The sequence below is a fragment of the Paenibacillus sp. FSL R5-192 genome (genome assembly GCF_000517845.1).
Taxonomy (GTDB): domain Bacteria; phylum Bacillota; class Bacilli; order Paenibacillales; family Paenibacillaceae; genus Paenibacillus; species Paenibacillus amylolyticus.
On sequence record NZ_ASPR01000022.1, the window covers coordinates 121,613 to 137,205 of the forward strand.

The 15,593-nt window shown below is 47.0% G+C and carries 7 protein-coding genes; 1 reads left to right on the forward strand and 6 read right to left on the reverse strand.

Features of this window, described 5'->3' with window-relative positions; translation table 11 throughout:
• Nucleotides 1–22: 22 nt before the first annotated feature.
• The 6 genes from C161_RS17910 to C161_RS17935 all read right to left on the reverse strand — a co-directional run bounded on the left by C161_RS17910 (nucleotide 23) and on the right by C161_RS17935 (nucleotide 12,220).
• On the reverse strand, nucleotides 23–973 hold the full coding sequence (locus tag C161_RS17910) for an SMI1/KNR4 family protein (RefSeq protein WP_036671802.1): 951 nt from the start codon (nucleotides 971–973) through the stop codon (nucleotides 23–25).
• 214 nt (nucleotides 974–1,187) lie between these two features.
• Nucleotides 1,188–2,813, reverse strand: a complete 1,626-nt coding sequence (locus tag C161_RS17915; RefSeq protein WP_036671804.1) for a rhamnogalacturonan lyase B N-terminal domain-containing protein — start codon at nucleotides 2,811–2,813, stop codon at nucleotides 1,188–1,190.
• Nucleotides 2,814–3,165: 352 nt separating this feature from the next.
• Nucleotides 3,166–4,038, reverse strand: coding sequence for an AraC family transcriptional regulator (locus tag C161_RS17920; RefSeq protein WP_036671805.1), 873 nt, complete (start codon nucleotides 4,036–4,038; stop codon nucleotides 3,166–3,168).
• A 169-nt stretch (nucleotides 4,039–4,207) separates the two neighbouring features.
• The gene (locus C161_RS17925) at nucleotides 4,208–6,316 is read right to left on the reverse strand and encodes a TerD family protein (protein WP_036671806.1); all 2,109 of its coding nucleotides are present in this window, start codon (nucleotides 6,314–6,316) and stop codon (nucleotides 4,208–4,210) included.
• Between the two features lie 339 nt (nucleotides 6,317–6,655).
• Entirely contained in the window at nucleotides 6,656–10,906 is a 4,251-nt protein-coding gene (locus C161_RS17930; protein ID WP_036671809.1) for an S-layer homology domain-containing protein, read from the reverse strand.
• 177 nt (nucleotides 10,907–11,083) lie between these two features.
• A complete protein-coding gene (locus C161_RS17935; RefSeq protein WP_036671811.1) occupies nucleotides 11,084–12,220 on the reverse strand; it encodes a response regulator in 1,137 nt (378 codons plus the stop codon).
• A 177-nt stretch (nucleotides 12,221–12,397) separates the two neighbouring features.
• Here C161_RS17935 and C161_RS17940 point away from each other — a divergent pair, with 177 nt between their 5' ends.
• Nucleotides 12,398–15,478, forward strand: a complete 3,081-nt coding sequence (locus C161_RS17940) for a hybrid sensor histidine kinase/response regulator (RefSeq protein WP_036671901.1) — start codon at nucleotides 12,398–12,400, stop codon at nucleotides 15,476–15,478.
• The last annotated feature ends 115 nt before the right edge of the window (nucleotides 15,479–15,593 follow it).

A 15,593-nucleotide genomic window follows, 5' to 3' on the forward strand; every position in this document is an offset into this window, starting at 1 on the left:
TTAAAGAACCTCTGTCGATTTTTTAGACTTCTGGAGTCATCAGCCCTTGGATAAACGTCTCAAAGTTCGGTGCCAGCGGAATGATCTCTTTGGGATTCTCCCTCTTCACATAAACGACCTCAGGTTCTCCATCATTACCGAATGAACGATAATCGAGCATGACAACCCCCGACTCCGAAGGAGATACCGCGATGACCACACCAATCTCCGGATACCCTTCACGTTCAATCAAATTCCAGCTACCTTGAATACCCGCTAGTGTGCGAGGCTTCTCACGGCCAATGCCCAGTATACCTTCAATTTCAACATAATCCGTAGCTCCCGTATCTGTGTTCGCCACAGGGAAATAACGATTGTACGGAATACCACCGTTATGTAGCTTCATCATCTCAATGTAGGAAGCCGGAAGTCGGAACACCAATTGCTCCTCCACAGACTCAATGAGACCATCACTTGGCGGATTGGACACATAGTGCTCCAGTGCCTGCTCACTATCGTTCCAGAATTCGCCGGATTCCGGTCTGGGAATCGCTTCAAAGGTCGCTACAACGTCAACGGGTACATGGAATTCTCCAACAGCCTCTGGATCCGTTTCAACTTCAGGTTCAGATTCGGACGGCTCCTCCATTTTGCTTCGAATCCATCCCAGAAACTCCAGCGTATCTTCATCCTCAGGGTCCAATTCATCCGCTCTTTCAAACGCCTGCAGTGCATGCGCATATTGCTCCAGATAATAATAAGCCAGTCCAATCCGATAATGCCAGAGTGGGTCACCTGTGCCCTCTTTAGCAACCGTCAGGAATTGTTCAACCGCTTCTTCATACTGTTCCAAGTTATTCAGCGCTCGTCCCAAATGGTTAACCAGCTCATAATCTCTTTCTTCCACAGGAATTGCTTGAATTGCATCTACAATTTCCTGAAATTCATCTTCTTCATGCCACTCTTGCAATTGAACCAACAGATCGTCTCTCATTCTCTTTTCCTCCCCGTTCATTCACTCATGATTACGTATTGAAAATTATACCACTATCCGGATCACCATCTCCAGCAAAGCAAGATCCTTAGGGATCTCATGAATCGATATCTTTTCATTTCCGATGACAAAGCTAAAAGAGGTAACCTGAACCCGGTTAAGAAAACCAGGCAGGCTACCTCCTATATTCCTTCCACTATTTTGAATTCTTCATTCAATTCAGCAACTCAACACAATCGTAGACCCAGCCTGCACTTAACCAGTTACCCAAGTCACTGGAACCGCTGATCGGCGTAATCGTGATGGTATTGGAACCATTCACGAAGTAGGATGCTGGAACATTCCAGCTAAAGGTTGTGTTGTTCCCACGATACGTACCAATGGTGAAGCTACGAGAATTGGGCTGTGAAGATGCAGCAGGATTGGTTAAAGCATGTCCATTAACCGTTACACTAGGTCTACCATTATTGTAAGCTGCGGTAATACCGATGTTGAGCGTATGAGAAGATGCCGCTTGAGATGCATTCAAATTAAACGTTATTGTGGTTGGAGAATTCTGACCACGGAACTGGATTGCCGGGAATCGATTGGTCGCACTACCGGTAGCATAGGTGACAGGTCCCCAGCTTGGGTTGCGACTATCGGAAGGGTGACGGATCGGAATCGTCTGTCCATTCAGGAGCTCCCGTGGTGTACCATCCCAATTACCGATTCGCCAGATGTTAGAGGCTTTACTCGGGTCATTGTTGATCGTACGTGTATTCAGAGTCGTCGTTTGGCCTGCCGTGACATTAACCGTTTCCGTATATACGGCTAGTTCTCCCTTATAAGCTGTCATAGTGTACGTGCCCGGGATCATGCTGTATTTGGCGGCCGCCCCACTTGAAGACGTCCCCACCCAATACTGGGCATTGCTATTAGCGAACCCAATTGTGTAAGCATATCCTGTATCCATCCCGGAGAGGCCATTAAGCACTACGTTCCCCCGACTGGATACCCAACCCTGCAGATTCAGACCAGACATCCAGCTGAAATCGGGTACACTTGGCGCACCTCCCGTTGTAAAGATCAAAGCGTACGGCCCATGTAGACCCAGGCGCCAATTCTCCGTCTGTGCATGTCCCGAGTTCATATAGTTATATACTTCCGTCTCTGTTCCACTTTGGAACTGGATGTCGCGGAAGAATGGACCACCAGAGCTTTTTTCCCGATTGCCGTAGGCCATAAATACACCGACGCCATTCCCCGTAACTCCACGAACGGATAAATCTTTGGCCTGATCATTACCATAATATTTGGAGGCACTCTGACCGTTCGAAAAACCAAATACATCCTGGCTTTCAATCGCTCCAGTGTTACCTCGATTATTGGAATTCGCCGGAACACCTGTCAACACACTACCATTACCGCGGAAAATGTATCGCAGCTCCCCGATCGAAGGTTGAGCCGTGATATGCGTGGCCATGTATATGATATTCTCCCCACCACGTGAAGCATAATAGTGAGTTAGTGTGCTTGTGGATACCGTGATTAACACGGTTGATCCTGAAGGAGAGGTATTCCACGTCACATTGGCAGAGGAGCCCAAACCTGAGCCGATATGTGATCCTCTATTGCTGTTCAGCTCCGTACCGTTCATTTTGGCCGATATAATATCCCCATTGGTTTTGTTCACCACATAGACTAATCCTGATCCGGTGTTTACTTCAATTCTGGAGCCGTTATCGGTCACATTAATGGTTGCCGCGTGTCCAGTAGATGCAGGGTATACAACAGCTGTTGCGATCATAACGATGATTAAAAACAAACCAAGCGCCTTTCTCACTATACTTTTGGTCATGAGTAATTCCCTCCTTGGAACTCATTTAATAAAGCGCTTACATTATAATATATAATAACTGACACTTCCGTCTCATATCGATATGTCTGCTATGTGAGCCTGTCCATAATCAATGGAATGTTATGTCTGCGTGCGTATAGAATAGAGTCATCACTTCATGTAAACCTGATCTCGCCACCCCCTTCTTAAATCACTCTTCTACATACAAGTATTCTTACAATTCCAATAAAAGAATACCATTATATTACATATATTTGCAATGAAAACAGCCCGTATATCTGATTGCAAATTCTGCATACAAAAAACGCAGCTTCAAAAAGCTGCGCCCGCAGATACCAAGCTCGAGACAGTATCATCTCTTCCGAATAGGTATCCAAATCTCGCTTCTATATTTCTCTACAGTAACATCCTTGTGCTCATTCCATAGCATTTCCGGACCCTCACTCAGCTCATAGTCTGATGAGGGAAACCACTCTGCGTAGATCCGGCCCCACACCTCCTGAAGCGTGCCTGGAAACGGACCCACGACGGTAAATACAGCCCACGTTGAAGCAGGAACCTCCAGGTGTTCCAGTCCTTCAGGCGTCTCTTTTGTCGTAGCTGCACCAATGTAATGATCCAGTTCTCCCTGTTCCGCCATCCGTCCCTCACTGAAATGGGCTGAAGCACTGATTAAGCCCATAGGTTGGACGTTTGATGCCCCCTTGATCGAATCAATCAATTCCGGTGTAAGGCTCTGGTACATCGCCGCGATCTCCGGATTTACCCCGTTGAATACGATTGGCACCCTTTTACGAATACCCACGATTCGAAACGCCTCTTTATCTTCAATACGGTAGTTCATTTCGCTTCCTCCTTGAATGGTCAGTTGAAATGTCATCCGTGGAAAGGCTTTAAGGGATGGGCCATGGTTTCGCGCTTCGGAGGGCGTAGTGCCATGCATGCTTTGAAATGCCCTAGTGAAAGAATCCGGCGATGTATACCCGTATTTCAGCGCAATATCAATGATTTTGCTGTCACTGTGGCTTAGCTCCATGGCCGCAAGTGTCATGCGGCGACGCCGAATATATTCCGAGAGTGTTACACCACTAAGAAAAGAGAACATGCGTGTAAAGTGATACTCCGAGCAGCAGGCAATTCGGGAAATCTCCTTCATGTCCACGACATCCATCAGATGCTCCTCAATATGATTCAAGGCTTCATTTAACCGCCTCAGCGTATCCATATCATCCCTCCCACGTTAATTTAAGCTTAGCAAAGTCATTCTCTTTGCATCCGACATTACCTGCACCATTCTGTAGGCTCTTTGCACCCAAACCAGAAAAAAAGAGCAGCATCAGCTACTCTTTTCTAACTTTGATATTCACATATCACCAGTAGTCAAGTCAAACAGGTCAAACCAGATACTCCGCCATAATCTGCTCGATATCATAGGGTGTAATACCTTGATCGACCGAATAGATTGTATCCGCCTGATCTATTGTATCCACCAGTTCTCCTCTAGCTTTGGCGTGGAGCATGAACAAGTCGTGCAGATCGGGTTTGCGTAAATTCGTTAGTGCTTTACCCATCAGCACGATACCTTTCTGATTCCCCTCTACGTTATTGTAGTAGTCCGGATATCTGGTCAGCGCCAGGTCTGTCCAGATGACGGTGCGTTCAACCAGATCCATAATGACGGGGATCGCAATCTGCGTATCCGCGGTAATATCGATTTTGTTCGCTACGGTAGACGGTTCGAAAATCTCGCCAGACCCCGGCTTCTTCCGCATCATCCACCCTACAAAACATTCCGGCAGATCACAATACGGATGACTGGTGAACGAAAGCAGTGTTGCCACCACATATCGTCCACCATAAGCCACGATGGATGGAATATGCAGATCAATAAACTCACTTGCTCCGTTAGGTGCAGTCACGATATCTCCGCTATGGACAGCCTTATAGTTAGAGGATCGCAGATTCGTATAGGAAATATGCTCCACATAGTTCCAGTCCTTATCGTACATCACCGCAGACAAGTCAATGTCCACGCGCCCTGTAGACTTTCCGTCCACGTCCCCCTCTTTCCACCAGTTGAAGAAACGAATGGTATCACCCTCTGCCATCGGCACACGGCTTCCACGAACGATAGTATGCAGAGCCTTGCTCGCCGATCTCTGGGAAAAGGGCACCAGATAATCATGAAGCTGCGGATCGACATAAGTCTTCCCGAGCGGGGCAAGGGCAGCGAAGCGCTCTACCAATGCCTGTTCGCACAATTGCACGACATTCTGACACGTGGCTTCATCGATCTCTGTCAGCTCATTCGGAACAGCAAAAGCTTTGGCTACATTGCCTTTCGGGAAAAAGACACGCAGATCCTGCGGTTCATTACGGTGGGCAAAATGCTGTCTCACCTGCAATAACACCGGGGTAGATACTTGCTCCAGTACCTCACCAAATGCCAGCAGTACATACGCTTCATCTTCGGTCATCCGCAACAAGTGATCCAGTCTTCTCGCAAATTCACCTGGACGCTGTGACAACAGATCAATCAGACTCCAGACATTCCGATATTGGAAGGCAAGCTCCACACTTCCGTTGAAGGTCGAATAAGGTTTATTATTACGCAAAATATCAAAGGCTTCTTCGCATCGCGGATACCGAAGCTTATATTCCGAAGGATGCAGAATTTCGCCAAGGCGAATCCAGCGATCCTTATATCGCAGCATATCCTCCGTCATGGAGCCACACTGCTCCAATAATCCGAGCAAAAGGCGTCTCTCGCGGCGTTTGAATTTCCGGAAGGGAGAAGCCGCAGCGAGGCTAACATCACCATCGGACCAGGCAACAGCCAGACGCAGGACATCACTTGCCGTTTTGAAATACGGACCGATCCGGTCGATGTTCGCTTTTTCATGCTTCAACAGCGAGGCAACCACAAAGCCCACATTTTCTTTAAACGGAATCTCAGTGGGTAATAGCGCATCCACGTCTTCCGGGTCTGCATGCTCCAATACCGTGTCGATATCCGCCTTGTCTGTTTCCGAGATGGAACCTTTTGCTTCAATGATCTGACGGATGAGTGTCTGGAATGCTTGCTGGTTTCCCAGTCCAATGACTTTCAAGTCCGTCTTCTCCAGCAAAGGCGTTCTCTCCACCGATGGTTGATCCGGATAGACCACAGTCAGGTTGGTCAGATAATGAATAATCGCATTAAGGTATAACTCCGCTTCATCCGCTTGCATCACCTGCATTGGGAATCCTGCATACATCGGTGTGTACTTCACATGTGCGCCGACCATGACTCTTAGATCAGCCACAAGTTGATGATACACTGTTTCAAATTGTTCCTTGGACAGCTGCCGCATCGCCTGCATTAGCTCATCCGAGAAGGTGTATCCGAGTGCTTCAATATTTTTGAGGGCAGTCGCCAGATGTGTCTTAGGCAACTGTTGTTTCCCTTCGTTTGATTCAATAATGAGTTTGTTTGCTCTGCGCAAATAGATGGTATTGTTCATGATAAAAGAGTCCAGGAAAGCCACATCCCTATATAACGTGAAAGGTTAGGGTTAGAAGGAAGGAATGTGATAGCCTGGACGCCTCCTCTCTGAAATAAAATCTTCAGGAGAGCTGCGACCCTATGATCTCCAATGATTGTAGAAGGAAGGATCGCAATAGCCTGAAGGCCAGCAGTTCAAAGTTTGTCGCCCGAACCTCTGGTGAACCCATCATCTCAGATTCCACGATCTGCCAACAGGGCGAAAGTATTACGACATGAATTTAAGAATTTAATAAAAATAAAAAAAAGCCTTTGCCGACCCCCAATGTCAGCAAAGGCTTTTCATTTTAAATTGTGTTTATTGATCAATCAAGTTTGTTACCTTCAACATTCTTGCAATCAATGCAGTGACCTCAGCACGGGTCATCGTAGTCTTCGGACTCAGCACTTCTGGCCCATTACCTTGGATGATCCCCGCTGTAATCAACTGGGCTACATCTTCTTTGGCCCAATTCGATACATCCGCTGCATCACTGTAACGTTCCAGTTCAGAGTTCATCTGATCCGGGCTAATTGCCGCTTCCGGCTCAATCAGACGGTAGGCACGAGCAACCATAGCAAATCCTTGCTCACGTGTGATCTCCTGATTACCGTTGAAGTTCCCATTATCGTAACCGCGAACGATACCGAATTCATTCGCAAGGGCTACCGCAGAGCGGAACCATGCGGAATCGTTAACGTCAGGGAATAGATTCTGTGGTGCATCCTGACGCATTAAGCCCAGTCCAAGCACAACAATCTCGGCAAACTCAGAACGAGTAACCTGACGGTTCGGTGAGAATGTGTTATCTCCGTTACCCTGCAAATCCAGTCTTGCAGCGATGTTGTTCACATCAGCTTTACCCCAATGGGATCTGGCATCTTCAAAATCCTGCGGGTTCCAGATAACCGAGTAACTTCCGCTGCTACGCAAGTCATTAATGAGTGCGTAGTAACGACTACTGATCTTAGTGACAACCGTTGGTACATGGAAGATGCTACCGTCCGGATTAATGATTACGCCTGTAGTAATCCGGTTCGGATCGATACCTTCCGGAAGTGCAATATACTTCGGTGCATAACCGTTCAGCTGGCCGGATCGCACGGTCTGTCCATCTTTCGTAAACGTCAGATCCAGATCAACCGGTGTGACAAGTAGCTCGTATCCTTGGGATGCGGCTCTTGTCTCGGCGCTGTCAATCAAAGCATCCGAGGAACGTGCGATATCAACATGGACATCAATATCAATCAACGCTGCATTACCAAGCTGTCTGGACACACCATTCACGTCCATTTTACCGCCAGGTACCGGATAGATTGCCAGTGGATTGCTAATGTTTAGTTTGGAACCTTGATCCACCAATTGTTTCAGTGTTTCGAGGGTTAAACCGTCCACCTTCATATCCCCATCATTCGGTGAATGAATGGCGAACTGCTGGCCTGTGCCTTGTGACATGGCAACATTCATCTTGGCTGGATCAACTTGAACCAATGTTTCTTTGTTGTCAGATGGTTTGGATGTAGCAAATGGTTGATGGTTACCATCCCGAGTTGTTTCCAAATTATCCTTCACGGGTGCCGGAGTTGGCGTTGGTACTGGCGCAGGTGTAGGTGCTGGTGCTGGCGTGCTTCCACCGTTACCTCCCGTATTTCCACCGCCGCCATTGTTGCCTCCACCATTGTTACCATTGTCACTGGATGCTCTAGTCACGTTGATTTTATACGCCGTAACATTTCCAAGTGAATCCGTTACTCTAACAACGATCTTATTTCCACCGACTTGGAGCGGTAGATTCTCACTTACAGTGCCACTTGAAACCTCGTTCCATTCTCCATCTCCAACAGCTATTTCAATCTTCGCAAGTGGATCAAGTGCCGTTGGCGTGAGCTGGAATTGATATACGCTATTCGGCACAGAGATGGTGTACGTGTCTTTCGCCGGATCAAAAGCCGGAGACAAGCTTCCCACGGAAGGGACCAGCGTCTGCAACGTAGATGCATCTGTACCAATTACTTTGGTAAGTCCCGTTCTTGCATCAGTCAGATCCAAAAGTGCCTTGTCTACCTGCGCTTGGGTCGCTGTCAGATCATTAAGCACTCGATTTGCTTCATTCATCGCATCTTTGAGTGCTTCCCAGCTCGCTGGTGTGTACGCTGACTCTTCCAGGCTTTCACCTGTAATTTCAGTTACTTTCGCTTGCAAAACTGATTTATCTACAACCGGTACAGATGTTGTAGGGATTAGGCCCGTTCTTGCATCTGTCAGATCCTGAAGTGCCTTATCTACCTGCGCTTGAGTCGCTGCCGGTTCATTCAACACTCGCTCTGCTTCATTCATCGCATCTTTGAGTGTTACCCAGCTCGCTGGCGTGTAAGCTGATTCTTCCAGGCTTTCACCTGTAATTTCAGTTACTTTCGCTTGCAAAACTGATTTATCTACAACGGGTACAGATGTTGTAGGGATTAGGCCCGTTCTTGCATCTGTCAGATCCAAAAGTGCCTTATCTACCTGCGCTTGAGTCGCTGTCGGTTCATTCAACACTCGCTCTGCTTCATTCATCGCATCTTTGAGTGTTACCCAGCTCGCTGGCGTGTAAGCTGATTCTTCCAGGCTTTCACCTGTAATTTCAGTTACTTTCGCTTGCAAAACTGATTTATCTACAACGGGTACAGATGTTGTAGGAATTAAGCCCGTTCTTGCATCAGTCAGATCCAAAAGCGCCTTGTCTACCTGCGCTTGAGTCGCTGTCGGTTCATTCAACACTCGCTCTGCTTCATTCATTGCATTATCCAGTGCTGTCCAGCTCGCTGGTGTGTACTCCTCTTCGTCTAGTTCGCCTGTTTCGATCTTATCCTTAATCTCATCGGCTTTGGCTTTCAACTTCGCTTTATCAATAACAACATAACTTTTCGTATTTGATGCTTCTGAATCTGAATAGGCTGGATTGTTCGTCTTCGCTGTTACTGTCACTTTGTAGGTGCCAACTTCTAGCGATGGTACCAATTGCGACAGGTTAAGCGCCATTCCGGTTACTTCCACCGTCCGCTTCCTGCCGTCTTCCAGTTCGATTGTTACTTCATATTTATCTGCATGCGCAACTGCTTCCCATGTCAACTCATCGTCGGTCAGTGTGACGTCCGGTACCGTCAAAGGAGTAGCAGCAGTTGCAATGGTAAAGTATGAGTTCGGACCAAAACTAGAGGTATTCAGGGTTAATTGGCCATTCTCAATTAAATGTAATGAGTCTGGATTACCAAATTTAGCATCATCGCTGATCACAACATACCGAGGCAACGCCGGGTTACCTCCCGTTTCGTCTACCTGAAGTGTAATCTGTGATTCAGTCCAGTTTGCTTTCTGTACCTTGAAGACACGCTCCATCCCAAGTAGTTTTTTCCCATCTTTCGTAATTGGTGTTTTGAATTCAGTACTTGCTCCATTGTCACCAAACGTAAAGAAAGAAGAATCCTTTGAGAATTCATTTTTATTTGCAGAATTGGTATCCTCAACACTGTTGCCCAATGCAATCGTCAACGTAGATCCCAGTTCCTGCGCTTTGGCTTGTTTCTGCATCAATCCGCTCTGATCATCTCGACCGATGCTTGTAATGCGATGGGTATAGACTGCGTTCTCCTGGGCATCCCAGATCGTAGCCATGTTTGAATCGACATATGAATTTGCTGTCGTCTGATCCATCGTGTAGCCATATTTGATCGCCAGATATGTGCTGACTTTTTGGCGTTCTGCGTCCGTAAGAGCATGGTCAAATACGATAATTTCTTCAATCGTACCCTGCCAATGTTCAATGCCCGTAGCTGCTGGGATCAGCTTACCGACTACTGCTCCGCCAGAGTTACCAGTATCCCATAGCTTCACATTATCTTTTCCCCAGTCATTTAGTTGCTGTACCTGCTTCATTTTACTGTACAATCTAGCTTGGTTTATACCAGTATCTCCGCCTGTCCAAGTAACAAATTGCTCGTTCGGGAAAGTCGTGCCCAAGAATCCTTCAGGGGTGTATAATGTTTGGTTCCTATCACTGTTAAATGTCGTCAAGCCGCCCCTTGTATTATTCTGAAGCATCCCCATACCCGTATAAGCATTCGGTGTTTGTACTCCCCATGAAATAATATAATTGAGGCCTCCCGTTTTATTGGTTTTGCTAACGGTAATGATCGATCTGGGGCTCTTCCCTTGAGGAAGCTTACTTACATCCAGATTCATAAAACTACTCGTGCCGTTATATTCCAATACCGGATTGAAATTGATATTATGATTTTTATCATCCCAATAGGTCGGTTGATTAGCTTCCGTACTTTGGGTTGCGTTGTTTATTTTACTGCCTTGATCTTCCCAGATACTCACCTTTTCGCCGCTGGCAACTCCGCTTACCCGCTCTGGTCGTAGCCATAGTGAAGGGGATCCAACTCCGCCCGGACCAACAGGAGTCTGGTTAGTTGCCTCCGCTTGAGCCAAACTCATGGGCAACGTTCCAATCGCTAGAATAAAGGAAAGAACCAGCATGGAAATTCTTTGCCATGGTTTCTTCCGGATTTTTGCTGTGTACATAGTTTCCTCCTACTTAATATGTTATTTTTGGACTGCTTACTGACTCAAAACATCATATCGACCCTCATCTTGCTTATTCTACACATGGCCTCTTACCAAACTCTTACCAAACCTTTCACTAGCAAATACAACAAAAAACAGCCTTGCAAATGAAGCTGCAAGGCTGTATATTTCCAATTAACTATTCGAATTTTTCCATTGTTGGTACCATAACTCAACTTCTAGGCCAGGGCGTATACCTGCCTCTTGTTCTAAAGCGATAACCAACTGATTATATTGAGCGACCACAGGATCTTTATTGCCTAATCGATCGTAGGTCTTCATTAAGGCCAGTCCGACTTCCTCCAATGATGGTTCGAATTGCTGTACCCGGTAATATAACGTGAGTGCTTCCGTATTCTGTCCCAGTTCGATGTAATATTGTGCAAGTTGCATGGCATGATTACGCCATAGTGCATGCAAGCGCTGACGCTCCAGTTCAGCCCATACGTAATCGTCCTCACCATAATATTTGCCTTCATATTGATCTGAGGTCTGTCGATGTTCAGCTATTGTAGACGAAGATAATAGAGGCAATCGGTTAAGACGGCTCTCCCATTCTTCCGCGTCAATCCTGAATTCACCCGTTTCCAATAGATAACCAAACTGTTGATAGCGAATGGACATCTTATCCTCACCCATGAGTTCGTTCATCATGCTGCGTAAGCGATGGATCCCACTGTGCAGATTGGATATACCTCTCCGCTCATCCAACTCTGGCCACAACAATTCAAGTAGTGTATCCCGCTTAATCGGTTTGTTCCGATGGTGGAGCAAATAAGCAAATAACTCTCTAATCTTGGTTGTTCTGAACTTCATATGTTTTGGCGGCTCATTGGGGTGCACTTGGACTTGGAGCATCCCCAGACAACGGATCATCATGGATGGCCCTTCTGTTATATTCAGACTTGCTGACACCGTTCGGCGTTGATACATCTTCATCGTTTTTTCCAAACGGTCACGCGTTACAGGCTTCATAATATAGTCCAGCACTTCAAGCCCATAGGCTGTCAGTGCATGTTCGTTATATGCGGTTGTGAAAATAACTTCTGTTCCAGGAGAAACCTCATGGATACGTTCGGTCGCCTCGATCCCGTTCATCCCCGGCATTTGAACGTCCATGAAGACGATTTCCGGCAGATGAATTTCGATCTGATCTATGGCTTCCTGTGCCGTCAGAAAAGAGCCGATAACTTCGCAATCCTCTCTCTCTTGCAACAGTTTGTTCAACCTGCTCAGAGCGAGATATTCATCATCTACCAAAATCACTCTCATATGCACAACTCCTCTGGCTCACTGATCACCCTTTAATCTATAATTTTACCATAAATCCTGACGTGGGACCGCTATCATTTAAATATAGAATCTATGTTCCGGTATTCAAAAAAATGTTCATCTTTGGCAGAGGGCATGCAGGAATTTGAAGTAAACTGTCGAAAACTAAAGTCTGCCATGAAACCAATAACCTATAAAAAGATACCCCGATATGTAGTGCTGTCGATTCTATTCCTGACTATTTTGCTTGGCTTTCGCTGGATATGGTCCGAGACTTTCACTATACCCGCACATCCTGAACCCATTGAAGGCTTGTTAGACCTTCGAGGCTGGGACCTCGCCAACACTTCACCCATATCCCTGGATGGAGAATGGGAGTTTTATCCCCAGACGTTAATCTCTAATCGTGACGCGAAAATAGCGGATAACCCATCCACACCGATTCAAGTTCCCGGTGACTGGCGTGATGCATTACCACAATCCTCATCGTCGTTTGGATATGGGACATACCATCTTCGCATACTTTTAGATCCATCTGTGGAGGAAGTCTCTCTCTGGGCTCAGAAAATCCAGACATCATCGATTATCGAGATGAACGGGACCATTGTTGCCGAATTCGGCCAACCTGCCACTCATGCCGAAGCCTATCGACCAGAAAGGACTGCATTTACAACTTCCTATGTGCTTGACGGTTCTACCGAACTCAATCTTTTGGTGCAGACAGCCAATTTTGACGATCCTTATAGCGGAGGGATCACACGCTCTCTCTATTTTGGTTCTCCAGAAGCCATTGGAAGTGAACGAGGACTATCCATTGACTTGCAAAAGATTACATTCGCTATACTGCTTTTGCACAGCCTATACGCTTTTGTCATGTTTCTGTTTATCCGGAAGGAACGAGCTCTGCTGACGTTCTCGATGCTAACACTGGTAGCTGCCCTAACGGTCGCTTCCGACCATGACAATCTGTTATTAAGTTGGATTCCACTCAACTTCACTTGGATCGTTAAGGCCAAAGCGTTGTCCTATCCGTTGTTCGCATTCTTTCTTTTACAAATGGCTAAAAGCTTCTCCCTTAGTCTACAATGGCGTAAACTGTTCCGCATCTATGCCAGCGTGCTTGGCGTTTACTGTTTATTTTTGCTAGTCGCACCAGTGACCCTGATCTATCATGTACTTGAGATCGGGCTCTCTGATTTCCTCTATCTGTTTGCCATCGGCTGGTCTGTGTACCTATTCTTCCGAATGGCAGCCGAGAAACGAAGGGACGCAAGCTTTTTGCTCTTTGCGGCTACTAGCAGCCTATCAAGCGTGTTATGGGGAATTGTGAACTCACATAGCGAAATTACCAACGTGTATTATCCGATCGATGTGATTGCGGCCATGTTTGGCTTCTCCGCCTATTGGTTCAGAAAATACTTCCGCAATTCAAGTGAGATCGAGAAGTTGTACGAACAGCTCAAAGAAGAGGATCGCCAGAAGGATCAGTTTCTTGTGAATACGGCTCATGAATTGCGTACACCGCTGCACGGGATCATCAATATCGCCGAGAGCATCGCGGTCCGTGAACGGCGTAAATCAGGTGGGCAGCAGGCAGAAGACATGAAGCTGTTAGTTACCATCGGCCGACGCATGTCCCAACTGGTTGATGACCTCCTGGATGTTATTCGTTTGAAGGAAAAACGTATTACGCTTCAGAAGAAACCTTTATCTCTTGCCTCTGTCATTCCAGGCGTGATCGGTATGTTCCGATTCATGGCAGAGGGCAAGCCCATCCATATGAAGGTGGATATTCCAGATTCACTGCCGTTGATTCAGGCTGATGAGAGAAGACTTGTTCAGGTGCTCTACAACCTATTGCATAATGCGCTCAAATTTACCGATGAGGGTACCATTACCGTGTCTGTTCGGGAACATGGAGAGTACGTCTTGATTCAAGTTTCAGATACAGGTGTTGGTATGAGTGAGGAGATACAACAGCGAATATTCGAGGCGTATGAACAAGGGACCCCAGAGGCCCGTTTAAGCGGAGGAATCGGCCTCGGTCTCAATATCAGCAGGCAGCTCACCGAACTCCATGGCGGCCAACTCACCGTGCAATCCGTATCTGGGCAAGGATCGACCTTCCAGATCTCGCTTCCACGGGAAGACACCGCATCGCTATCGGACCAGACTGAGCAGCAATGGGATGCTCACAGCTTCGATGAAATTGCGATTGCAGAGCCGCAGCAGCAGACCGTCTCTCAAGATAAGACTGCCGCAAGAATTCTTGCCGTCGATGATGATCCTGTAAACCTGCGAGTACTGATCTCCATGCTTGCGAATGAACCGTATCATATTCAACCCGCGGCCTCGGCGCTTGAGGCACTTGAATTATTGGATAAGGAGCCTTGGGACTTACTGATTGCCGATGTCATGATGCCTCATATGTCCGGTTATGAACTGACCGAGAATGTACGCAAGCGTTATTCGGTATCCGAGCTTCCCATCCTGTTGCTGACGGCCCGTAACGAGCCAGCGGATGTATACGCCGGATTCATGGCCGGTGCTACAGACTATGTCACCAAGCCCGTGGATGCCGTTGAATTAAGACATCGCATCGGGTCTCTGATCGTACTGAAACAATCTATTGATGAGCGACTGCGCATGGAGGCTGCTTACTTACAAGCACAGATTCAGCCCCATTTTCTTTTTAATACGCTCAATTCAATCATGGTTCTTAGTGAGATGGACACGGAGCGAATGCAGAAACTGGGCGATGCTTTTATCGAGTACCTTCAGACCAGCTTTCATTTTGTCAATTCGGAGAAAATGGTTGAGGTCACTCATGAGTTGGATCTATCCCGCGCCTATCTCTACATTGAGAAGGAACGATTCATGAATCGGTTGAACGTCATCTGGGATATCCCTGATGACCTTGATCTATCCCTGCCGCCACTCACCATTCAACCGCTCATTGAGAATGCTGTTCGACATGGTATTCTCAGCAAAGTGGAGGGTGGAACCGTCCATATCCGAATCATCAACCAAACAGCGTCCACCTTGATTGAAATCGAGGATGACGGTGTGGGGATGCAGCCCGAGCAGATCGAACGGGCACTGGCGTGGCCCAAGAAAGGTCCAGGCGGAACTGGAGGCATTGGATTAACCAATACACATCGCCGGTTGACCCAGATGTACGGACAAGGTTTGACCATCGTCAGCTCGCCGGGCCAAGGTACGAAAGTTTCCTTTGTCATCCCTTTGGACCGCAGTTGAGAGCCTGAGCTATAAGATCGTTCTATAACTCTACAGCGGCATATTGTACGATCCATATCCGTATCCGTCCGCTTAAGTGTACGGTCAACAGGGAAAACGATATTAGCTTACATGT

What these genes read in the sequence shown, in the direction of transcription:
- C161_RS17910 (WP_036671802.1), bottom strand. Translation starts at nt 973, where the DNA reads ATGAGAGACGATCTGTTGGTTCAATTGCAAGAGTGGCATGAAGAAGAT.
- C161_RS17915 (WP_036671804.1), bottom strand. Translation starts at nt 2,813, where the DNA reads ATGACCAAAAGTATAGTGAGAAAGGCGCTTGGTTTGTTTTTAATCATC.
- C161_RS17920 (WP_036671805.1), bottom strand. Translation starts at nt 4,038, where the DNA reads ATGGATACGCTGAGGCGGTTAAATGAAGCCTTGAATCATATTGAGGAG.
- C161_RS17925 (WP_036671806.1), bottom strand. Translation starts at nt 6,316, where the DNA reads ATGAACAATACCATCTATTTGCGCAGAGCAAACAAACTCATTATTGAA.
- C161_RS17930 (WP_036671809.1), bottom strand. Translation starts at nt 10,906, where the DNA reads ATGTACACAGCAAAAATCCGGAAGAAACCATGGCAAAGAATTTCCATG.
- C161_RS17935 (WP_036671811.1), bottom strand. Translation starts at nt 12,220, where the DNA reads ATGAGAGTGATTTTGGTAGATGATGAATATCTCGCTCTGAGCAGGTTG.
- C161_RS17940 (WP_036671901.1), top strand. Translation starts at nt 12,398, where the DNA reads ATGAAACCAATAACCTATAAAAAGATACCCCGATATGTAGTGCTGTCG.